Genomic DNA, 23,031 nt, shown 5'->3' on the forward strand with positions numbered 1-23,031 from the left:
GCCGCAGGCCTTTTGACTTCTTGCCGTTACGCGAAAATGGGACTGCCGGCGGACAGCACCACCGATAGTCCCTCAAAAGGCTTGTGCGATATAAATTATGATAGCCCTATTTTCCCTTTACGTCAAGCAGAGATCGCTGCGATTTCCAAATGAATGCAGCAGCCATACCGGGGCGCAGACACCTCAGATCCGCAGAGGTGCGGGCTGGAAGAACGCAAACGCTGCCGCAGGCGAGACACTCCAGCAAAATAACCTCGCCGATAACGGACGCCGTGATCTGCGTACTGCCACAGGAACAGGCCAGTTCGCCGCTGTCCGCCATATCATGCACCCGGTTCAATGCCTCCAGCATGGTTTGCTGGCGCTCAGGAAAATCCTCCCCCTCGCTGGGATGAAGCGCATCATACTCCGCCGCATTGAAATCCAGAAATTCCGCAATGTTCTGCCATCGGCCGATATAGCCAAGTTCAAAATGATCCTCTGCGCAGTACAGCTTTTCAAACGACAGATGACGGAGCTGATTCCAGCTGAACTGCTGACGGTTGCTGCTGCCGCATATCCCGCAGCGGATATCCAGCGCCAATCCCCGGTGCGGACGAAGCGCAGCCTCTCCCATCGTATGTCCGCAGCTCCCGCAGACCAAAGGAACGCCGACATGCCCGCTGAAGAGAGGAATGTCCTGCAGGTGGATCCGGCCGCATCGCTGGCAATAAAACGCCACAGAACAGGCCGTATCGATCAGCATTATCATTCCCTCCTCTCCATCGTCTCCGAGACACATCCCCGTTTTCCCCTGTCATAATTCGCCGCACAGCGGGAAAACTCCTCCCATGGGAAAAAGTTTTCCGCAAAACGCCGCTTCCTGAATACAAAAATCCGGACAAGACATGTCCTGCCTTGTCCGGACCATCGCAATCCGATACCGAACCGCCTTTTCTGCTCCTTACCGCGTCATCAGCGCTGCCCGGACAAACTCACGGAACAACGGATGCGGATTATTCGGGCGCGACTTGAGCTCCGGATGCGCCTGCGTTGCAACGAACCATGGATGATCCTTTACCTCGATCATCTCTACCAGACTGTCGTCCGGCAGCGTCCCCGCAATGATCAGTCCCTTTTCGGACAGTTCCTGACGGTACTTGTTGTTGAATTCATAACGGTGACGATGACGTTCAGCGATATCTGCTTTGCCATACGCTTCAAAGGAATGTGTCCCTTCCCGAAGCAAACACGGATAAGAACCGAGACGCATCGTGCCGCCTTTATTCTCAATGCCCTGCTGAGATTCCATGAGATCAATAACCGGATGCGTTGTCTCAGCGTTGAACTCCGAACTGTGCGCGTCGGTCATGCCGCAGACATGGCGGGCAAATTCAATCACCGCGCACTGCATCCCCAGGCACAGGCCGAGGAACGGAATCTCGTGCTCGCGGGCATACTGAATCGCCCGGATCTTTCCCTCAACGCCACGGTCGCCGAATCCGCCGGGAACGAGAATCCCCTTACAGCCGACGAACACCTCATCAAGATCCACTTCCGGATTCTCGATTTCCTCGGCATTGACCCAATGAATGCGCACCTGTGCGTCATTCGCAATGCCGCCGTGGTGCAGTGCCTCCGTCACGGAAATATATGCGTCCGGCAACTCCACATATTTCCCGACTACGGCCACTTTTACTTTTTTTGTCGGGTGGTTGATCTTATAGACCATCTTCTCCCAATCCGACATATCCGCAGGACCATAGTCCATATTAAGTTTCTGGAGGGCAATCTTATCCAGTCCCTCCTTCTGCATCATGAGCGGCACTTCATAAATCGTGGACGCCGTACGATTCTCAATGACCGCCTCCGGCTGCACATCACAGAACATGGCGATCTTTTCCTTCATTTCCTTGGAGATGGTCTTTTCCGTACGGCAGACCAGAATATCCGGCTGAATGCCGATAGCGCGCAGTTCCTTGACGCTATGCTGAGTCGGCTTGGTCTTAAGCTCGCCGGCAGCAGAGATATAGGGCAGCAAAGTGACATGGATATACAGCGTATCCTTCGGCCCGACTTCCTTTTTGACCTGCCGGATCGCCTCAAGGAACGGCTGGCTTTCAATATCACCAACCGTACCGCCGATTTCCGTAATGACGACATCCGCGCCGTCCGCCTTGGCCACATCGTATACCTTTTGCTTGATCTCATTCGTAATATGCGGAATCACCTGCACCGTAGACCCAAGATATTCGCCCCGGCGCTCTTTATTCAGGACAGACCAGTACACTTTTCCCGTGGTGATGTTCGAATTTCTGGACAAATTGATATCGATAAAACGCTCATAATGCCCAAGATCCAAATCGGTCTCCGCACCATCGTCCGTGACGAACACTTCGCCATGCTGATAAGGGCTCATCGTCCCCGGATCGATATTGATGTACGGATCGAATTTCTGAATGGTAACCTTAATGCCCCGGCTTTTGAGCAGCCGACCGAGCGAAGCGGCCGTAATTCCCTTGCCCAGCGACGATACCACACCACCAGTAACAAAAATATACTTTGCCATGGAACTGCCTCCTGTTTTTCGTTCATTTCCTTTGAAATCACATGCTGACTATTCTATCCGTTTTGATAAAGTCTGTCAAGAACGGGTACGGTCTGTTATTCCTGGATGCTCTCCAGTTTTTTCTGGCGGTTATTGATGGCTTTGTTCGCTGCCTTGGACTTGACAGAGCCGGACCGGCTGCTGTGGCGGCGAACCTCAGGCGGATTCCATTCCGTAAGGCCCCACTGCCCATCTCCCTCATAATGGAAACGGCTGTCCATATTGATGAGGGTGTATACCTCAGAAATCGCCGCGGACAAAGACTGAACCGGCTTGTGCTTCTTCTCGATCACTTCGAGCACCAAATCCTTGTAGTATATCGCCTGTCCTTTCTGACTGAGAATATAAGAAGCAATATCTACTTCCGAGCTATTTACGAAATCCATAGTCATGGTCTCCTTCCAAAATGAACCGGATCGATCCCGGGGTTGTATTTACATATGCTCCGGCGCAGAAACGCCAAGGATGCCAAGAGAGCGGCGAATGACCCGCGCGGTAACCGTTACCAGTGCCAGACGGGCCTCTGCCAGCTCTGGCGCAACGCCCATGATCCGGCACTTATTATAAAAGCTGTGGAACAGGCTGGCCAGATCATAGCTGTAGCGCGCAATGCGCTGCGGTGCATAGTCAGCGGCGGCTTTTTCCACCTCGTCCGGGTACTCCTCGATCTTCTTGATCAGCGCGATCTCCGAAGCATCCGTCAGCATACTGAGCTCCGGATCCTCACTGAGATGCAGCCCCGTCTCTTCCGCCTGACGGAAAATGCTGCAGATACGGGCATGTGCATACTGGATATAATAAACCGGATTGTCGTTGGACTTCTTCTTCGCCAGATCCAGATCAAAATCCAGCTGACTGTCCAGCGAACGCATGAGGAAGAAATATCTGGCCGCATCGGTTCCGACCTCTTCCATGAGCTCATTGAGCGTGACACTTTGTCCGGTCCGCTTGCTCATCTTGACCAGCTCGCCGCCGCGGTACAGTGCCACCATCTGCAGAAGCAGAACCGTCAGCTTTTCAGGATCATGCCCCAGCGCCTTCATCGCAGCCTTTACGCGGCAGACATAACCATGGTGATCCGCCCCCCATATGTTAATCAGGCGGTCAAATCCACGTTCAAATTTATTATGATGATAAGCGATATCGGCCGCCAGATAAGTAGGCACGCCATTGTCGCGGATTACCACGCGGTCCTTATCATCGCCATAGGCCGTCGAACGAAGCCAGAGCGCCCCGTCCTTTTCGTAGATATTCCCGTTGTCCTGCAGAATCTTCACCGCCGCCCGAACGGCATCCGGATGAAGCGTCCTCTCGCTGAACCAGTGGTCAAACGTCACATGGAAGGCCTCCAAATCTTCCCGGAGTGCCGCCAACTTTTCCACGTAGGCCAGATCCTTGAAAATCGTCAGGCGCTCTTCCTCGTCCATATCGAGATATTTATCGCCTTCCTTATCGATAATGCGCTGAGCCGTATCAATGATATCCTGTCCATGATAACCATCCTCAGGGAACTCCGTTTCACGGCCTAAAAGCTCCAGATATCTAGCATTGACCGACCGGGCCAGATTGTTCATCTGATTGCCGGCATCATTGATATAATACTCGCTCTCCACCGGATAGCCAGCGGCCCGCAGGAGGTTCACCAGCGCAGAGCCTGCAGCGGCACCGCGTCCATGTCCGACATGAAGCGGCCCCGTCGGATTCGCACTGACATACTCGACCTGAATCTTCGGCGCGTCCTTCTGCGGCAGCTGTCCGAACGAATCGCCGGCAGCAAAAATCCGCCGGAACGAATCATAAAGGACATCCCCCTTCAGATAAAAATTCAGGAAGCCGGGCCCCGCAACCTGCGTATGATCCAGCCATGCGCCATCGATGCGCTTGGACAGTTCTTCCGCTATCTGGCGCGGATTCCGATGAAACACGCGCGCCGACTGCATGGCAAAGTTCGTAGCAAAATCACCGAATTCTTTCTGCGGCGGCACTTCAAGAATAATCGTCGGCAGCTCGCCTTCCGGGAATGCACCATCCGCGATGGCATCCCGCGCCGCCTGCTCAATCGCGGCGGAAAGTGTTTCTTTGATATCCAATGTTCTCCCCCTGATTCCATCAATCCTGACGGATTGTTTTTTCCTTCTGGTCTGCAATGTGGGTGACTTCGATATGAAGCCGGTTTGTGCTCTGATACTGCCCGTTAACGGCAATATCATACTCCGCATCGATCCTGCCTTCCAGCAGACCACAGCAAATATCCAGCCGGGTCGTACGGACAGCCATATCGAGCGTTCCATACGGTGTGCGGTATTTGCTCTGCGTCTGCATCCCTTTTCGGAAACGAAGTTCCTGATCCATACCGCCTCTGCGCAGCAGAACCAGTTCGCCGTCATGAAACTTCAGTACCGTTGGCGTCTTCTGCTTTTCATTGAGCAGCAGATCATCATACAGAACGTAATGCTTGCCATTTTTTACCGAATGACGCCCTGCCGATACCGATTCAATCGTATTTTCCCTGCCCGTTTCATCCCGCTGGATTCCCCGGACACGAACCAGAACCGGATACATTCCGCTCATACTGCCACCTCTTCAAAAAACATACTGTACTATATTATAAACCAATGCCCCATCCTTGCCAACTATATTTTTTGTCTTCTGAAACACCGGCACAACAATCCCATAATAAAAAATACATCCGGCAGAAAATCCTGCCGGATGTATGCGAGTATGGCACGGTCTCTTAAGAGACTTTGAATTTTTCCACTTCCTGCGCCAGCTTTTCCGCCTGCTCAGCCAGACTGCGCGTCGCAGCGGCGATTTCCTGGGAAGAAGCCGACTGTTCTTCTGTCGTTGCCGATACGGACTGTGCACGCGATGCGTTTTTCGTGCTGACCTCGGCAATGGACTGTACCGCCTCCTGCATGGATTTCGTACCATCCGCGATTTTCCGGAAGTTACGGGAGACTTCGGCGATTCCTCCCGCCAGCGACTCAATGGAAATCTTGATGGACTCAAATACAGCATCGGCACTCTTCACAGAATCCATGCTGCTGGCTACGCTGTTCGTGCTCAACGTACTGGCTTCCACCGCTCCTTTCATATCGCTCTGAATCTTGGCCACCAGATTGGCAATCTGCTGCGTCGAGGAAGCCGACTCTTCCGCCAGCTTGCGCACCTCGTCCGCAACGACAGCAAAGCCGCGCCCTGCCTCTCCGGCCCGCGCCGCCTCAATGGCAGCATTGAGCGCGAGCAGGTTGGTCTGCTCGGCGATGCCGGAAATCATCTCAACGATTTTGCTGATTTCATCAGAACTCTTGGACAGCTCTCCAATGGATGCCTGTACCGTCGAGGTGCTGTCACTGATATGGTGCATGGAATCCACGACCTGATTGATTGCTTCGCGGCCGGCGCTGACGCTGTCAACAGTCATCTGGGCCACCGAGGCAATCGCGTCCGTATTGTTGACGATTTCTTCCGTATGTTCAGCAATATCCCGGGCAGTCTGGTCGGCACCGGAAGCGGACTCCGACTGGTCGGAGATGCCTGTGGCAATATCCGTAATCTGCTGCGCCACCTGATTGGAGGCCTCCGCCGACTGATGTGCGGCTGCGGTAAGCTCCTCGCCGGATGCCGAAACCTTTTCCGCGCTGGTCTGAATGTGCTGAACCAAACCGCGCAGCGTATGGCGCATTTCCTTAAATCCGCGAGCCAGATCCCCGAGCTCATCATTGGTATCCACGGAAAGCGGACGCGTCCGCAGATCGCCGCTGTTGATGGCATCGCAGTCCTCACGCAGAGCAACGACCGGATCACAGAGCTTCCGGGCCATATACCAGATCACACCGCAGATTACAATCATCATAAACAAAACGACTGCGCCCAACATCTTGACAAGGCTCACCGCCTCCGAGCGAATCTCCGACAGCGGCGCTACCGAAACGGCCAGCCAATTCCGGTTGTCCAAATGAATTGGCGTCATGACCGCCTGCGACTTCACGCCGCTCGACGTGGTATATTCGGTTGCGATCTGCTTATCCTCCTGAACGGCCCTGGTATAGCCGTCCACCAGTGCTTTATCAATGGTCTTATTCGACGTTTCCTTCGAAAGATCCAGCTTGCCGACATCGTCCGGCTGCTGCGCATAAGCAAGCACAAGGCCGCTCTGATCCGCGATATAAACCCGGCCGGTATCCATATATTTGATGTTTCCGACGATCGCGGAAATATCCTCAAGCTCGATGGTTCCATAGACAATACCGGTAAGCTCCCCATTATCCAACACCGGATAAGCAATAACCGTGATGAGCTTTCCGCTCGTCCCGGAAACGGAAGGGCCGGTCATATATGGCTTCTTCGTCTCACGCACGGCCTTGATGTAATCGCGCGTTGACCGGTCCATATCCTTGCCGGTATCGCTGTATGCCTGCCCGTTCACATCGGAATAAGCCAGCATGGCAAAGCCCTTCGTCTGGGCCTTGAGTTCTGCCAGCACTTTGGTACGCTGCGCACGGTCTCCATTCTTGATTGCCTGATTGCGCGAGAGTCCCTCGACAACCATTTCTTTCTTCTGATACACTTTTTCAATCTGCAACGCCGCGCTTTTTCCGATTTCCTGAGAAATCTGATCCGCACTGCGGTATAATGCCTGACTCGACATATAATAACTGATACCGAAAAGCACCGCGAAACTGATCAGAAACAACGGCAAAAAACCTGCCAGAAATTTCGTTCTGAGACTGTGCAGCTTCATAAATCCAACCTCCTGATTCTCTCCTCCCGAATCCCCCCATGGTCCGGGAGTCCTGTTTTTCCCTTTAGGCGCGGAAAAGCATCTCTGCCGACAGCAGAAATGCCCTTCCCTAAAAGTCCCTCTCCAAAATTTTATTGCTGTTCGACAGCAATGTCAAGTTCTACGATATGGCCGGCCAGATCCATATCGACAGCCAGATATTCAGAGTCGCTGATCTTCATCTGAAACTCCTTGCCGATTGACAGCGACGGCGTGGAAATATCCACCTCCAGTCCCATACCGGAAAGATTTGTCGCTGCCGTTGCCGTCAGCATATTGCTCATCTCAGAAATGGCGCTCTGCGCCATTTCATCAAACGCCGCGACCGGCATCCCCATCATCATCGTCGAAGCGATGAATTTTGCTGTTTCCACGGACATATTATACGCCACATTTCCACGTATCTGCTTCGTAAAACCTACGATCACCGATACGCCAAGGCTGGCCGTATTTTTATCGCTCGCGCTCATCCGGACGCGCTTTGGTTCTGGAAAACCGATTTGCGGCATGACCGTTGTGAACGCATCGACAAAAGGATTAACCAGCTTTGCATCCATCTTCTCATTCCCCTTCCGCAAATCCTACATTCATACTAATCTCTCCGATTCTCGTCTTCGCCGTGATATGGAACGTCGTCAGCTTCGGACTGGCAATCCGTATATTCGTTCCAACGATAGTCCCGGGCGGAGTAATGCGCATTTCCTTGTCTTTAAAGACGTCATTGATGTTGGAAACGCCTCGTCCCACAATGATGTTTGCCGCTTCCTCCACCGAATCACTGGCTTCTTCTTCACTGATCATATCCGGATCGTCCCGTTCCATCATGATCATAGAAAATTTACGCATGGTATCCGAATCCATGGAAACAATGGCGCGCCCCGTCGGATATCCGGTGAGCCCGATGATAACCGCCACGCCGCTGACATCGAGAAAATGTCGGTTATCCACCCCGAACTCCACCTCGCTGTGAACTCCGATCAGGCTGAACAGTCCCTGCTGCAGCGCCCGGACGAACGGCTTGGCGTACGACTCGCGCAGCACGGCCTCCTGCCCGATCCTGCTCTGGCACAGGATCATCAAGGTATCAATGAGATCATTCGTATTGATCGGCTTTTGCAAAAAGGCGCTGATCCCCGCTTCTCTGCCCCGGGATACCAGACTGGCATCCTTCATCGCGCTGACCATGACGATTCTTGCCCCCGAATCAATCGCGCGAATGCGTCGTGTGCATTCGATCCCGTCCGCATCCGGAAGATTCATGTCCATCGTCACCACATCCGGCTCCTGTTCGGCATAAAGCTGAACCGCTTCTGCCGCGGTTTTGGCTACCGCACAGACCACAAAATTGGTTTTGGCCAGCTTTTCCTCCAGCATGGCACAGCTGATTTTCGAATCATCGACAATCATTACTTTCACTTTTTCCACTAAGAATCACCTGCTTCTCCGTTACTTTCCTTACATTCTCCATCCGATACCGGCTGGCCGTCCATCTTCGGATGGATACATCCTTTTTTATTATATCGCAATATTCTTCGTTTCGCTATCCCCTGTCATAAACACATACAAAAAAGAGACGTCCGCCGCGCCTCTTTTTCCCCGATTCATTTTTCCGGCAGAATTTCAATCCAATATCCGTCCGGATCACTGATGAAATAAATGCCCATCGCCTGATTCTCATAGCAGATGCAGTCCATTTCCTGATGAAGCCGGTGCGCTTCCTCAAAACGATCCGTCGTTACAGCAAGATGGAACTCATTCTCGCCAAGATTATACGGTTCCTTGCGGTCATGCAGCCAGGTCAGTTCCAGCTCATGCGGCGTTTTCCCGCCGTCGGAAAGGTAAGCCAGCGTAAAGCCCGGCCCCTCCAGACGACGCGCCTCCCGAAACCCCAGCGCCTTTTCATAGAACGCCAGACTGCGCTCAAGATTCAGCACGTTGAAATTATTATGCGCAAATCGAAATGCCATAATCCTTCCTCCCTTTCCATCAAATCTCGCTTTTTCCTACCGCATCAAAGGTATCGGTAATGGTACGCGACGGTTCCCGGTCCATCATGCTGACCAGATAAATCGCCAGCAGAGAGAACAAAAAGCCCGGCACAATTTCATACAAGCCCAGCAGAGCGAACTGCTTCCAGATCAAAACCGTTACGCCGCCGACGACGATGCCGGCCAGAACCCCGTTGCGGGTCGTACGGCGCCAAAACAGACTCATGAGCAGCGCAGGTCCAAAGGCCGCGCCAAAGCCGGCCCAGGCATACGACACCATATCTAAAATGAAATTATTCGGATTCAGGCCGAGAAAAATCGCCAGCGAGGCAATGACGAGAACCGACGCCCGGCTGATCCAGACCAACTCCTTCTGCTCCGCTTCCTTCCGGACCAATGTGCGGTAAAAATCCTGAGCAAAAGCCGAAGCCGCGACGAGCAGCTGGGAAGACGCCGTACTCATAATCGCCGCCAGCACAGCGGATAAAATCAGACCGGCAATAACCGGAGGGAACATGGTATTGGTCATGACGAGGAAAACCGTCTCCGATTCCGTACCCTCCAGCGGCGTGGTCAAAAAGACCCGGCCTACCATACCGACCGCCACGGCTGCGGCCAGAGAAAGAACAACCCATGTCATGGCAATCCGCGTCGCCTGACCGATTTCCCGGGAGCTTGATATCGCCATGAACCGGACCAAAATATGCGGCTGACCGAAATAGCCGATTCCCCATGCCAGCAGGGAAATCAGTTCAATCGCGCCCAGCGTCGAACCATCCGGCTTAGTCAGCGGTTCCAGCATGGAGTGCTGGACCTGGCCGACAGCCTGCACCGTCGCACTGAATCCGCCCATCTCCATGCCCGCCGTAATCGGTACAATGAGGATGGCAAAAAACATCATGACGCCCTGAATAAAATCCGTCCGCGAGACAGCCAGAAAACCGCCGATCAAGGTATAAAAGACCACCGAGCCCGCGCCGATAAAAATCGCGTATTGATAGGGGATGCCGAACACCGTCTCAAACAGACGGCCTGCCGATACAAAGCCCGAAGAGGTATAGATGATAAAAAAGATCAGAATAAACACCGCCGGAACAATGCGCAGCAGCCCGCTTCTATCCTCAAAGCGATTTTCCAAAAACTCCGGCAGGGTCAGAGAATTGTTGGCCAGCTCCGTATACTTGCGCAGACGGGCTGCAATGAAATGCCAGTTTGCCCATGTACCGATGGCAATGCCGACTGCGATCCAACCGGCATTCAATCCGGCCAGATAGGCAAACCCCGGCACGCCCATCAGCATCCAGCCGCTCATATCCGAAGCCTCTGCGCTCATGGATGTAACCCACGCGCCGAGTTTCCGGTTGCCCAGAAAATAATCGCTCATATTGCGCGTCCGGCGATAATAATAAACGCCGATTGCCATCATAAGACCGATGTACAGGACAAAAGTATTGATGATTGCAATATCATGTGTCAACGAAGTTCCTCCTCTTCCTCATAGCCCGGTGGATGCGAAACGCAGCTTGCTGCAATCCCTCAAAAGAACCGATACAAATGAAAACGAACAAACGGCTCCCCCGGAATCCCGCACAATATCTGCAAAGCGGACGTTTGTGCGTACAGTTTGTGCATGTAGTCTATTATAGCCGAAATTCCATCCCCTTGGCAATACTTATTTACATAATAACTATACAGCTCTGTTATAGATCATGTTTTTCCAAAGCGCGCCCTTGCAATCCGCACCAACTTCCCGTATAATAACTACCGGAAAAAGAAAGAGGCCATGTCCATCGCAGATATTCCACCGGAACGGCTGGAAAAAGATCTGCGCTCTTTTCGTGTGCGCAAAACCTATGCGCCTGCCATAAACACAGGAGGTATTTACCATGGAAAACTACGACGTTGCGATCGTCGGCGGCGGTCCTGCCGGCGTATTCGCCGCTTATGAGCTCGCAGAAAAACGCCCTTCGCTTCGAATCCTCGTGCTGGAAAGCGGACGGGATATCTACACGCGGGTCTGCCCGATCTCTGCCGGAAAAGTAAAAAGCTGCATCGGCTGCAAACCATGCAGCATCATGCGCGGCTTTGGCGGCGCCGGCGCCTTCTCCGACGGAAAGTACAATTTCACCACCCAGTTCGGCGGCTGGCTCAACGAATATCTGCCGGATGAAGAAGTCATGGAGCTCATCCATTACGTCGACAAGATCAACATGAAACACGGCGCTCCGGCCCAGGTATTCAGTACCAAGGGATCGAATATCGGTCAGCTGGCCCTGCAGTACGATCTCCATCTGCTGTCGGCCAGCGTCCGCCATCTCGGCACAGAAAACAATCTTAACATGCTCAAGGCAACGTATGAATACCTCCGCGACAAGGTCGAGTTTCGCTTTGAATGTCCGGTCCGCCACATCCAGTCCGACGGAAAAGGCACCAATGAGCTGGAATTGGAGAACGGCGAAACCATCGGGGCAAAATTCCTGATTATCGCTCCCGGACGAGCCGGAGCCGAATGGTTTTCCAACGAATGCGACCGCCTCGGCATCGATCAGGAAAACAACCGCGTCGACGTCGGTGTCCGCGTCGAAGTGCCGGATGAAATTTGGAATCACATCACCAGCCAGGTCTATGAAGCCAAGCTCGTTTATCGCACCAAGCGTTATGGAGATCAGGTCCGCACCTTCTGCATGAATCCGCACGGACATGTCGTTATGGAAAATACCGACGGAATCGTCACCGTTAACGGACATTCCTACAGCGATCCGAAGCTGCAGAGTCACAATACCAACTTTGCCCTGTTGGTCAGCAATCATTTCACTGAGCCGTTCAAATCCCCGCATCAGTACGGAAAACGCATTGCCTCCTTTTCCAACATGCTCGGAGGCGGAATCATCGTTCAGCGGTTCGGCGACCTCATGAAAGGACGCCGCTCCAACGCGCACCGCATGGCAAAAAGCTTTACCAAGCCCACGCTGCAGGCGACGCCGGGCGATCTTTCCCTGATCCTGCCGAAACGCCATCTGGACAACATCATCGAAATGATTCAGGCGCTGAATCACATCGCCCCGGGCATGACCAACGATGATACGCTGCTCTACGGCGTTGAAGTAAAGTTCTACAGCTCCCGCGTCGTCCTGACCAAAGAACTGGAAACCGAACTGCCCAATGTATTTGCCATCGGCGACGGCGCCGGCGTTACGCGCGGCCTTTCTCAGGCCGGCGCCAGCGGCGTCTATGTCGCGCGCAGAATCTTAAAGCGCCTTGGCGCTCTCCAATAACAATCGGCATATATGACAGGAGCCGTTTCATCCAATGGATGAAACGGCTCCTGCTATTATGGGGCAAACTGGTTTATAGAAACATGCAGCATATATACGGGCAGTTCAATCCGCCAGTCGTTCTTCTATCATGCGAAGCATTGCTTTAATTTGCCTCGTTTCCTCGCAGCCCAGACATTCTTCCAGCAACAGATTTTCCCGTTCATCCTCTACAGACAGCAGCTTCACCTGCCTCTGTCCCTCTTCGGTCAGCAGCAAAAGAAACGCCCTGCGGTCTGACGGGTTGACGCGCCGCTGCACGTATCGCTTTCGAATCAGCCGGTCGACAATGGCCTTGACCGTATTCTGATCCTTTTCCATCCGTTCCGCTAAATGCTTTTGACTGATGCCGGGATGTTCAGCCAGTTTTTTCATCGCCACCCACTGCTCCATCGTCAGGCCATAAGGTGAAAAAATTTTTCCTATACGATGATGAACTTTCCGCGCAGTCCGGCAAATCATATAGCCCAGTGTATCATCGATCTGCATTCTTATTTTTCCCTGCTTTTCTTCAAGTATTGATCGAAAAATCGCGTGATGAGATCAAGAACCGGTTTTTGCGTCCAATAAATACCGCCGTGCTGCGCATCCTTCACCAGATAGCGTTCACTGGGAACTCCCTTTTTCTGCAGAGCTTGATACAATAAATCCGTCTGGCTCGGCGATACAACAGAGTCGGCCGTACCATGCATCAAAAGCATCGGCGCACTGTTTTTGCTGATATAATGAATCGGATTCGCGGCTTCTACCGCTTCCTTATCCGCCAGTATGCCGCCGTCTTTTCCCCCAAATACAGCCGATCCATTGACCCACAATGCCTCTGTTGCACCGGCCGAACGATGACGTCTCTGCACATCCTCCGAAAAATCTGAGCCGACCCGCGTCAGATCCGATAAGCCATAAAGGTCCACTGCTGCCTGGACATCGCTGGTCACCTGAAGATTCTCACCCTTATCAAAAGACCTCGTCCCGCTTGTCGTACCGGCCATAGCCGTCAAATAACCACCAGCGCTGCCGCCGACAATGCCGACATGCTCCGGATCAATTCCCCACTTCTCAGCATTCGCTTTCAAATACCGTATCGCTGCCTTCACATCTTCCAGTGGCTCCGGAAACCTTGCCGTCGGTGCGACGCGATAGTTGATGCTGCCGACCACATACCCCTGTTCAGCCAGGTGCATGCGAAGCTGTATCCCATTATCTTTATTCGCATTGATAAATCCGCCGCCGGTCACAAAAACAACGGCCGGCAAATTTTTTCCCGTTCTCGGTTTCAGAATATCCATCTGCATCGGAACATTGCTGTATCCACGACTTGGCACCTGTTCATAAACCACATTGGAAATCAACAGGATCTCCGGCTTTTCAATCTGCACCTCAAGCTGTTTACTCGCCACATGCCCCGGTAAATTCTTCGTTGCCGCATCGACATGAATTTCCAGCTTCGCGGCCATAGCGTCCCCGCCCATGAACAGCCACGCACCTGCCATCAAAGTGACCCACAGCTTTTTCCATCCCGTTTTCCTCATATTCTTCACTCCTCTAAATAATACGTTATCGTACTATTTTAGTTTATTCTGGCAGGATCCCTTTGTCAATATAAAAATCCCGCTTCGGTACAAAAAAAGTTCGGTCATTTTATGACAAAAACCGCAGCAAAGCCATGCTGCGGTTTTCCCTCTTTATGAAATTCTCCCGTCCTTCAGCAGAACCGGTCAACGGATCAGAGATAACGCACCCAGACGTAAACGCTGGAAATGAGAATGGTAAAGACCATGATTGGAAACGCTATTTTCATGAAGCCGAGGAAGGAAATCTGCCGGCCGCGCTGCGCAGCCATGGAGGCAACGACAACATTGGCACTGGCCCCAATCAACGTCCCGTTTCCGCCAAGGCAGGCGCCGAGTGCCAGCGACCACCACATCGGATCCAGATTCGTCAGACCCATCTGCCCCATATCCTGAATCAACGGAATCAGCGTCGCCACAAACGGAATGTTATCGATAAACGCCGAAGCAAACGCACTCATCCACAGGATCAGCATGGCCGTCGCATTGACACTTCCATTGGTCAGACGAATGGCTTCCGCGGCCAGCATCTTAATTACACCGGTTTCCACCAATGCGCCGACCAGAACGAACAATCCGGCAAAGAAGAAAATCGCCGGCCATTCGATCTTGGAAAGCACCTTGGCAATCATGGATTCATTGCGCGTATAAGTGATGAGCAGTAGCAGCCCGGCGCCAGACAAGGCCGCCGTTGCCGTTTCCAGTCCCAAATAACCATGAAGAACAAACAGCGAAATCGTCAGGAAAATGACCAGCAGGCATTTTTTCAGCAGAACTTTGTCTGCAATCTGACTCGCTGCATTGAGCCGCATGACCTTGGCCTGCAGCTCCGGCTGGGTTTTGAGCTCCCGTCCGTAAATCAGAATCAGCAGTCCCTCCACCGCAACAAAAATCAGCAAAGCTATCCCTGTGAGATTCCATACGAAATCCATGAAATTCAAACCAACGGCACTGCCGATCATGATATTGGGCGGGTCGCCGATCAGTGTCGCGGTGCCGCCGATGTTTGAAGCGAGAATCTGTGAAATCAAATACGGCTTGACATCTACCTTGAGCTGGGCGGTGATGCTGAAGGTGATCGGCACTGTCAGCAGGACGGTCGTCACATTATCCAGCAGGGCCGAGCAGAACATCGTCAGCGCAGAGAGCGCAACGAGCAGCGCAATCGGGCGCGCCTTCACCTTTTTGGCCGCCCATATCGCCAGAAAATTGAACAATCCGGTCTCGCTGGTGATATTGACGATAATCATCATCCCCATCAGCAGTCCCAGTGTATTGAAATCAATATGAGAAATCGCTGTCGACTGGCTGATGACGCCAAACAAAATCATCAGCATCGCCCCGAATATTCCCACAATCGTACGGTGTACCTTCTCGGAAATGATCAGCGCATAAGCCGCTACAAAGATGACGATGGCAATGGTTGTGCTATTTAACAAGATCTGTCCACTTCTTTCTTTGTTTCCACCCACGTCGGCATATTCAGGCTCATTGGTTTTTCTTGTATTTCGGCGTCAGAATAATCTGTTCGCCGTCCCGATGTATCTTAAACGAATACTGCCGTATACCTTCACGGAACAACTCCATTTTCAGCTGAAGAAGGACCTTGCCCAGCGCTTCGGTCAATTCCGGCGTAAAGCCTGCTCGGGCCAGATCGGCAGGAGGTTCGGGAACAGCCTGCTCACGCCGCTGGCGTTCGGATTCCTTTTCTGCATGAATGAACCGGTCTTCCAGAGAGGCTTCTTCCACATAATCCCGGAACATATCTTTATCGGTCAGACCTTTTGGTATCCTGCTCATATTTATCCCTTCTTTTTTTCTTTCGCCCAGCTGTCCCGCAGGCCGACAACGCGATTGAACACGAGCCGGTCCGGCGTTGTATCCGGATCGACCACAAAGTATCCCGTCCGCAGGAACTGGTAATGCGTCCCGGCAGCCGTCAGTCTGACGCTTGGCTCGATGCGCGCATCGTCAATGACCGTAAGAGAATCCTTATTGAGCGCGCCGATGAAATCAGCCGGTACATTCCCTTCTTCGTCCGTTTCCAGCAAATAATCATAGAGACGCACCTCTGCCTGAAGCGCCGTCCGGGCGGCGACCCAGTGAATCGTACCTTTGATCTTCCGGCCGGCAGTGGCCCCGCCTGTCTTGGAATCGAGATCCGCCGTGCAGTGAAGCTCCGTCACATTTCCCTGTGCATCCTTGATCACTTCGTCGCATTTGATGATATACGCATGCTTGAGCCGGACTTCTCCGCCCGGTTTAAGCCGGAAGAATTTCTTCGGCGGATCCTCCATGAAATCCTCCTGCTCGATCCACAGTTCACGGGAAAACGGCACGAAACGGCGGCCGCCATGCATCGGATTGTTATCCGCAAGCAAGTATTCTTCCCGATCCTCCGGATAATTCGTAATGACGACTTTGAGCGGATGGAGCACGGCCATGACGCGGTCCGCATGCTCATTGAGATCGTCGCGGACACAGTGCTCCAGCATGCTGACGTCCACCAGACTGTTGCTCTTCGCCACGCCGATTTCCTCGCAGAAATTGCGCAGAGATGCCGGCGTATAGCCGCGGCGGCGCAGGCCGGAAATCGTCGGCATGCGCGGATCATCCCAGCCGCGGACATACCCTTCTTCCACGAGCTGGCGCAGCTTGCGCTTGCTCGTGACGGTATTGGTGAGATTCAGCCGGGCAAATTCGATCTGGCGCGGCCGCGTGGCCGGATCGAAATCCAGCGCATCGAGCAGCCAGTCATAGAACGGCCGGTGCTCCTCAAACTCCAACGTACAGATGGAATGGGTGATGCCCTCAATGGCGTCGGACAGCGGGTGCGCAAAATCATACATCGGATAGATGCACCATGTATCGCCTGTGCGGTGATGCTTCACATGCGCAATGCGATAAATGACCGTATCGCGCATGACCATATTCGGCGAGGCCATATCGATCTTCGCCCGCAGAACCTTTTCGCCGTCCGCAAATTCCCCGTTTTTCATCCGCTCGAATAAATCGAGATTCTCCTCTACGCTGCGGTTGCGGCAGGGGCTTTCCTTTCCCGGCTCCGTGAGCGTCCCGCGGTAAGCCCGGATCTCATCGGCCGTAAGATCATCGACATAGGCCAGCCCCTTGCGAATCAGCTTCACCGCATACGCATAAAGCTGGTCAAAGTAATCCGAAGCATAAAAGCGGCGGTTCCCCCAGCTGAACCCCAGCCAGCGGATATCCTCCTGAATGGAATCGACGTATTCCGTATCTTCCTTCGTCGGATTCGTATCATCAAAGCGCAGATTGCAAAGACCATGATTGTACTCCGCCAGTCCGAAGTTCAGGCAGATGGATTTTGCATGACCGATATGAAGATACCCATTCGGTTCCGGCGGAAACCTCGTATGAATTCCTTCCGTATATTTGCCGTTCTTCTGATCTTCCTCAATCGCATTCTGAATGAAATTCGCAGCGATCGTTTTGTTCTCTGCCATCTGATTCTCTCCTTTATTCACCGGCACGGTCTTCTTCCGCGCATTTTCTTCCAATATATTCCCGCAGCCGCCGAATCCCTTCATCCAGCCCCTCCTGCTCCGGCAGGTAACGGATGATGCGGTCAACATAGCCGCGCTCCACGATCTTCCGTAGGGTCCAGCTGTAATGAATATCGTAAACCCACATAAGGCGCACTAGTTTACGGTCCCCGTGCGTACGCATCTTCCGATAATCCGCCTGCTTTCCGGCGGCAAAATCCCGGATGAAATCGGGGCTCACCAGCTGGCTGGCATCCGAACGGATGAAATTCGGCGCTTTGTCCGCTCCCTCAGGAGACAGATACGGCGACAGCACCCGATAAATGTCCAGCTTATCCGCATCGCGCAGCAGACGCGCAAACATCAGGGCACGCCCATCCGTCGCGGGTTCGATTTCCTTTTTGTTGTGATTCCGAATGGCAAAGCGCAGCAGATCAGCATCCTCCGAAGCCAATTCCCCCATATAAGGCATTTCTTCATCCAATACCCGAAGTCCCAGCTCCGCGTGATCTTCCGACTGCGCATCATTGAACGTCTGATACACCATGTACTGGCGAAACCGCCCGACATCATGGAACAGCCCCATCATCTCCGCCAGTTCGATATCATGTTCGCTCAGCCGCAAATGACCGGCCAGTTCACGGGCGATCGCCGTGACATAGCCCGTATGCGTTTTCTTGATGCGGATCCCCTGCATGACCGCCTCATCATCGGTATCAAAGCGTTTCATATACGCATCCATCCAGGTATGCATTTTCTTCAGCAAAAGTCTCAATTTACAGCCTTCTTTTCTCCAGACTACACGAAGTTATTATACTACGAAGCGAATTGTCACGCAATATCGCATCACCGCGTTTACTCCTCAGCCAGAATGCCAAGTTCATCGAGTTCCCGGCGGATAATCTGCAGCGTCTCTTCGTCAGGCACGCGAACCGTATGCAGGTGCGTACCTCCTGTGATAATCAAAAGAGGATTGGCCTGACACTTCTTCATTTTGGACAGGAAGTTCCGGATATCCCGTCGGCTTTCGAGCAGGAGATCTCCGCGGATCGGTCCGTAAACAGGATGCTCGACAATCACATCCAGCACAGCTCCGCCATTATCGATGATAGCCATAAGCTCGGCTTCCATCGCCGCGGCATCATGACGGCATACCAGCGTGCCGAGCATACTTTCCTTATGCCCGCTCGGAAGAACATAACCCCGCGGCGTAGCGAAAATCTGCGCGCCCTGCGCCCTCAAAATACTGATGTCTCCGACAATGATCTGCCGGCTGACCGAAAATTCCCGGGATAATTTCGTCCCCGTTACTGGCTGATCACTTTGCTGCAGGCGCGCCAGCAACTTTTCTCTTCGTTCCTCCGTATTCATGTGCCTCCCGCCTTTCTCTATAGCGAAAAAGGCTGCCTTTCGGCAGCCTCTATATACAATGGTGGGCGATAACAGGATCGAACTGCTGACATCTTGCTTGTAAGGCAAGCGCTCTCCCAGCTGAGCTAATCGCCCGAAAATGGTGACGCGTATGGGATTCGAACCCATGAAGCCGCCGTGAAAGGGCGGTGTCTTAACCACTTGACCAACGCGCCATTGGCTCCTCGAGCAGGATTCGAACCTGCGACAGCCTGATTAACAGTCAGGTGCTCTACCGGCTGAGCTATCGAGGAATAGCATCGGATGCGTTTGCATCGACAAAAGCTATTATACGGGATTTCCCATGATAATGCAAGCTTTTTTTCGCGCAGGAATCTTCTTAATGGCTGCGGTCGCGGCGGATGTCCTCAGCGATAAGTTCTTCGAGCCTCCCGATTGTCATATCCTGCTCCGAGTAAACAGTCAGGCCATGTTTTATCAGCAGTGCCGCCGCTACGCCCTGTCCCTTGATCTTTTTCCCGTCAAAATGGCCGCTATGGATCTGGCGCACGCCGCAGGACGGGCTTCCTTCCTTCAGGATCGCCACTCTGGCATGGTAAGCCATGGCGATCTTCAAAATTTTATCCGCCCCGGTCAGAAGATACTGCGTCGTATCCATCCCATTCAGGTCCGTGACTGACGCCCGGCCGGACAAAACCTTCCGGCCGTTCCCTCCCTGAATTTCCATTGGCGGGCGCGGCACCGGCATCCGGGCAAAGCATTCCGGACAAACCGCCAGAAAGCGTCCTCTATCGTTGTATTTCAGCAGCAAATCATGGGTATTGGTGTCACCGTTGTATTTTACTTTGTGCCCAAGCAGACAGGCACTTACCAGAATCATCTTTTCCACCTCTTCCTGTCGCTAAATGGATGAACCTGCACGCCAAGGAGCCGCGCCAGCCCTTCCAAGCTGTCGGCAGCCAGTTCGCGCCCCGCGCAAAGCGGGATCGCGGCGCAGGTGCGCGCATCATCCAGCGCATTGTGATGATGAAAGTCAATATGCAGAAAATCGCCGACGGTATTCAGCTTGTGATCCGTCAGATTCGGCCAGGCTTTTCGCGAAATCGCCACAGTATCGCAATAGGAAAACCGGGGGAACGGCAGCCCCGCACCCGCCAGGCAGGAAGCGAGTACGCTCATATCAAAGCGCGCGTTGTGCGCTACCACCACACGCCCCTCAAGGCGCGCACACAGCTCCGGCCAGACAGAAGAAAACACGGGCGCATCGGCCGTATCCTCGCGCGTGATGCCATGGATCTGAACATTGAACCAGTTGTACCGGTTGCCCGGCGGCTGAATCAATGTATAGTATGAATCATAAAGCCTGCCGCCGCGCACCTCAACTACCGCCACACTGCAGGCCGAATCACGCGCCGACGTCGCTGTCTCAAAGTCAATGGCCATAAAATTCATCATAAATAAAAATTTACTCCCTCTGAATCCAGTCAAACTTATCCAAGGCTTTAGAGGCGCTTGTCTCCCGCCTGAAGAGGCAAGAGCTTTAGCGACCCTTAGCATCGGATAAATCGGATTCTATCCGCACGAACGGATAAATCCGCCCCGGCCTGTACGGCCGGGACGGATTCTCCGCTTCTCTACTTTTTATCCATTCTTTTTTTTCTTTTTCAGATATTCGTCGATGGCCGCAGCCGCTTTTCGTCCGGCGCCCATCGCCAAAATAACGGTAGCAGCGCCCGTCACAATATCCCCGCCGGCAAACACTCCGGGCTTGGAGGTCGCACAGGTCTCCTCATCCGCCTCGATGTTGCCCCGCTTCGTCGTGGCAAGGCCGGGCGTCGTATGCGCGATGATCGGATTCGGCCCGGTACCGATCGAAACGATAACCGTATCCACTTCCAGATCAAATTCCGATCCGGCTACAGGAATCGGACGGCGGCGTCCGGAATCATCCGGTTCACCCAATTCCATGCGGATGCACTTCATGCCTTTGACCCAGCCGTTCTCGTCGCCAAGAATTTCCACCGGATTGGTGAGCAGACGGAAATCAATGCCCTCCTCTTTGGCATGCCCCACTTCCTCCTGACGGGCAGGAAGCTCCGCCTCACTGCGGCGATACACGATATAGACATGCTCTGCCCCCAGGCGCAGAGCCGTACGAGCCGCATCCATGGCCACATTGCCGCCGCCGATAACGGCAACGTTCCTTCCCGTTTTGATCGGCGTGGCATAATCCGGAAAACGATACGCCTTCATAAGATTGCAGCGCGTCAAAAACTCATTGGCGGAATAAACGCCGTTCAGGCTCTCGCCCGGGATCCCCTGAAAACGCGGCAGACCGGCGCCTGTGCCGATAAATACAGCATCAAAGCCTTCTTCTTCCATGAGCTCGTCTACGGTAAACAAACGGCCGGCCACCGAATTCAGTTCAAAGCGGACGCCGAGCTTCTCGATGTTTTCGATTTCCCGGCGAACTACCTTTTCCTTGGGCAGACGAAACTCAGGAATGCCATAGGAAAGAACGCCGCCTGCCTTATGCAGCGCTTCAAAAACCGTAACCCGATAGCCTTTTCTGGCCAGATCGCCGGCACAGGAAAGGCCCGACGGCCCGGAGCCGATGACGGCCACCTTGCAGGCATCCGCAGCAAACTCAACAGGCTGGACCTCTTTCTGCTTCGCCATATACGTATCTGCAGCAAAACGCTCCAGACGGCCAATACCTACCGCCTCACCTTTTTTCGCAAGAATACAGTATTTCTCACACTGGTTTTCCTGTGGGCAAACCCGGCCGCAGACTGCGGGAAGCGCATTGGACTCCTTGATCTTCTCGATTGCTCCGTCGAAATCGCGTGCTTTGATTTTCTCAATAAATTCCGGAATATCCACGGATACCGGACAGCCCTTGCGGCACTGCGGAACCTTGCAATGCAGGCACCGTTCTGCCTCTGCGACCGCCGTTTCCTCATCATAGCCAAGTGCCACTTCCTCAAAGTTTTTGGCACGGGTCTTCGGATCCTGTACCGGCATCTCATGTTTTTTCAAAGAAAGAGCCATTATTTCTTACCTCCCAGTCCGATGCGGCAAACGTGATCTTTTTCTTCGGCTTCCATATCGCGGTACATGCGCTGACGACTCATAAGCCCCCGGAAGTCTACCAAATGGCCGTCAAACTCCGGTCCGTCGACGCAGGCAAACTTTGTCTCATCGCCGACGGTCACACGGCAGCCGCCGCACATTCCAGTGCCGTCCACCATGATGGGATTCAAGCTGACCACCGTATGAATCCCGTATTCCCGCGTGGCATCCGCTACGCTCTTCATCATGATAACCGGACCGATCGCCGTGATCTGAGCGATTTTCTCGCCGCGGTCCACCAGCTCCTGCACGGCATAAGTAACAAAGCCTTTAATCCCCCGCGAACCATCATCGGTAGTCACGAGGATCTCATCCGTGACTTCCTTCATTTCCTTTTCCATGATGAGGATGTCCTTTGTCTTGGCTCCCATGATCGCGATGACCTTGTTGCCCGCTTCTTTCATTGCGCGGGCAATAGGGAACGTCGGCGCGACGCCGATGCCGCCGCCGACAACGACAACAGTCCCGTCAAATTTCTGAATCTCCGAAGGACGGCCGAGCGGACCGACAAAATCCAGAATGGCATCCCCTTCATTCAGCGCAGCCAGTTCCATAGTCGATGCGCCGATCACCTGAAATACGATATTGATTCTTCCCGTCTGACGATCAAAATTGGCGATCGTCAGCGGAATACGCTCTCCCTTTTCATCCACACGCAGGACGATGAACTGTCCTGCCTGCGCTTTTCTGGCCACGCGCGGCGCGTCAATGTCCATTGAAAAGACATTCGGCGAAAGTTCCTCTTTCTTCAGGATCTTAAACATGGA

General features: G+C 53.3%; 22 protein-coding genes and 3 tRNA genes. 1 reads left to right on the forward strand and 24 read right to left on the reverse strand.

Annotation, left to right across the window (positions count from 1 at the left end; translation table 11 throughout):
* Positions 1-106: 106 nt before the first annotated feature.
* The 10 genes from FYJ78_RS02775 to putP all read right to left on the reverse strand — a co-directional run bounded on the left by FYJ78_RS02775 (position 107) and on the right by putP (position 10,835).
* Complete coding sequence (locus FYJ78_RS02775; RefSeq protein WP_154619870.1) at positions 107-745, reverse strand: hypothetical protein; 639 nt, start codon at positions 743-745, stop codon at positions 107-109.
* 198 nt (positions 746-943) lie between these two features.
* Positions 944-2,548, reverse strand: coding sequence for a CTP synthase (gene pyrG / locus FYJ78_RS02780; protein WP_154619871.1), 1,605 nt, complete (start codon positions 2,546-2,548; stop codon positions 944-946).
* Between the two features lie 95 nt (positions 2,549-2,643).
* Positions 2,644-2,973 (reverse strand): DNA-directed RNA polymerase subunit delta, encoded by a 330-nt coding sequence (rpoE, locus tag FYJ78_RS02785; RefSeq protein ID WP_154619872.1) that lies wholly within the window; start codon positions 2,971-2,973, stop codon positions 2,644-2,646.
* 48 nt (positions 2,974-3,021) lie between these two features.
* On the reverse strand, positions 3,022-4,677 hold the full coding sequence (gene argS, locus FYJ78_RS02790; RefSeq protein ID WP_154619873.1) for an arginine--tRNA ligase: 1,656 nt from the start codon (positions 4,675-4,677) through the stop codon (positions 3,022-3,024).
* Positions 4,678-4,696: 19 nt separating this feature from the next.
* Positions 4,697-5,158 carry a YwiB family protein gene (locus tag FYJ78_RS02795; RefSeq protein ID WP_154619874.1) on the reverse strand — a complete coding sequence of 154 codons (462 nt, stop codon included), beginning with the start codon at positions 5,156-5,158 and terminating at the stop codon, positions 4,697-4,699.
* Between the two features lie 163 nt (positions 5,159-5,321).
* Entirely contained in the window at positions 5,322-7,331 is a 2,010-nt protein-coding gene (locus tag FYJ78_RS02800) for a methyl-accepting chemotaxis protein (protein ID WP_154619875.1), read from the reverse strand.
* 131 nt (positions 7,332-7,462) lie between these two features.
* Positions 7,463-7,927 (reverse strand): chemotaxis protein CheX, encoded by a 465-nt coding sequence (locus FYJ78_RS02805; protein WP_154619876.1) that lies wholly within the window; start codon positions 7,925-7,927, stop codon positions 7,463-7,465.
* A 4-nt stretch (positions 7,928-7,931) separates the two neighbouring features.
* Complete coding sequence (locus FYJ78_RS02810; RefSeq protein WP_328597620.1) at positions 7,932-8,795, reverse strand: response regulator; 864 nt, start codon at positions 8,793-8,795, stop codon at positions 7,932-7,934.
* A gap of 176 nt (positions 8,796-8,971) precedes the next feature.
* Positions 8,972-9,337, reverse strand: a complete 366-nt coding sequence (locus tag FYJ78_RS02815; protein WP_154619877.1) for a VOC family protein — start codon at positions 9,335-9,337, stop codon at positions 8,972-8,974.
* Between the two features lie 19 nt (positions 9,338-9,356).
* Complete coding sequence (putP, locus tag FYJ78_RS02820) at positions 9,357-10,835, reverse strand: sodium/proline symporter PutP (protein ID WP_154619878.1); 1,479 nt, start codon at positions 10,833-10,835, stop codon at positions 9,357-9,359.
* Positions 10,836-11,244: 409 nt separating this feature from the next.
* On the opposite strand from putP, the gene FYJ78_RS02825 reads away from it, so the two are divergent.
* The gene (locus FYJ78_RS02825; RefSeq protein WP_154619879.1) at positions 11,245-12,633 is read left to right on the forward strand and encodes an NAD(P)/FAD-dependent oxidoreductase; all 1,389 of its coding nucleotides are present in this window, start codon (positions 11,245-11,247) and stop codon (positions 12,631-12,633) included.
* Positions 12,634-12,738: 105 nt separating this feature from the next.
* Here the strand turns inward: FYJ78_RS02825 and FYJ78_RS02830 are convergent, their stop codons facing one another.
* The 14 genes from FYJ78_RS02830 to FYJ78_RS02895 all read right to left on the reverse strand — a co-directional run bounded on the left by FYJ78_RS02830 (position 12,739) and on the right by FYJ78_RS02895 (position 23,028).
* A complete protein-coding gene (locus tag FYJ78_RS02830; RefSeq protein WP_154619880.1) occupies positions 12,739-13,161 on the reverse strand; it encodes a MarR family winged helix-turn-helix transcriptional regulator in 423 nt (140 codons plus the stop codon).
* A gap of 2 nt (positions 13,162-13,163) precedes the next feature.
* Positions 13,164-14,201, reverse strand: coding sequence for an alpha/beta hydrolase (locus tag FYJ78_RS02835; RefSeq protein ID WP_154619881.1), 1,038 nt, complete (start codon positions 14,199-14,201; stop codon positions 13,164-13,166).
* Between the two features lie 194 nt (positions 14,202-14,395).
* Entirely contained in the window at positions 14,396-15,679 is a 1,284-nt protein-coding gene (locus tag FYJ78_RS02840) for an ArsB/NhaD family transporter (RefSeq protein WP_154619882.1), read from the reverse strand.
* A 49-nt stretch (positions 15,680-15,728) separates the two neighbouring features.
* Positions 15,729-16,040, reverse strand: coding sequence for a hypothetical protein (locus FYJ78_RS02845; RefSeq protein WP_154619883.1), 312 nt, complete (start codon positions 16,038-16,040; stop codon positions 15,729-15,731).
* A 2-nt stretch (positions 16,041-16,042) separates the two neighbouring features.
* Positions 16,043-17,722, reverse strand: a complete 1,680-nt coding sequence (locus FYJ78_RS02850) for a glutamine--tRNA ligase/YqeY domain fusion protein (protein ID WP_154619884.1) — start codon at positions 17,720-17,722, stop codon at positions 16,043-16,045.
* 13 nt (positions 17,723-17,735) lie between these two features.
* Positions 17,736-18,536, reverse strand: coding sequence for an HD domain-containing protein (locus tag FYJ78_RS02855; RefSeq protein ID WP_154619885.1), 801 nt, complete (start codon positions 18,534-18,536; stop codon positions 17,736-17,738).
* Positions 18,537-18,616: 80 nt separating this feature from the next.
* The gene (locus FYJ78_RS02860) at positions 18,617-19,132 is read right to left on the reverse strand and encodes a transcription repressor NadR (RefSeq protein WP_154619886.1); all 516 of its coding nucleotides are present in this window, start codon (positions 19,130-19,132) and stop codon (positions 18,617-18,619) included.
* 59 nt (positions 19,133-19,191) lie between these two features.
* A tRNA-Val gene (locus tag FYJ78_RS02865) sits at positions 19,192-19,267 on the reverse strand.
* A 5-nt stretch (positions 19,268-19,272) separates the two neighbouring features.
* A tRNA-Glu gene (locus tag FYJ78_RS02870) sits at positions 19,273-19,347 on the reverse strand.
* A 2-nt stretch (positions 19,348-19,349) separates the two neighbouring features.
* A tRNA-Asn gene (locus tag FYJ78_RS02875) sits at positions 19,350-19,425 on the reverse strand.
* A gap of 86 nt (positions 19,426-19,511) precedes the next feature.
* Entirely contained in the window at positions 19,512-20,012 is a 501-nt protein-coding gene (locus FYJ78_RS02880; protein WP_154619887.1) for a 2-thiouracil desulfurase family protein, read from the reverse strand.
* Positions 20,009-20,587, reverse strand: a complete 579-nt coding sequence (locus FYJ78_RS02885) for a 3'-5' exonuclease (RefSeq protein WP_154619888.1) — start codon at positions 20,585-20,587, stop codon at positions 20,009-20,011. Before FYJ78_RS02885 ends, FYJ78_RS02880 begins: the two co-directional genes overlap by 4 nt.
* A gap of 186 nt (positions 20,588-20,773) precedes the next feature.
* Entirely contained in the window at positions 20,774-22,183 is a 1,410-nt protein-coding gene (gltA, locus tag FYJ78_RS02890) for an NADPH-dependent glutamate synthase (protein WP_154619889.1), read from the reverse strand.
* Positions 22,183-23,028, reverse strand: coding sequence for a sulfide/dihydroorotate dehydrogenase-like FAD/NAD-binding protein (locus FYJ78_RS02895; protein ID WP_154619890.1), 846 nt, complete (start codon positions 23,026-23,028; stop codon positions 22,183-22,185). The genes gltA and FYJ78_RS02895 overlap by 1 nt, the downstream gene beginning before the upstream one ends.
* Between the last annotated feature and the right edge of the window lie 3 nt (positions 23,029-23,031).

This window comes from Wylensekiella montiformis, assembly GCF_009697385.1.
Taxonomy (GTDB): Bacteria; Bacillota; Negativicutes; order Selenomonadales; family Selenomonadaceae; genus Selenomonas_A; species Selenomonas_A montiformis.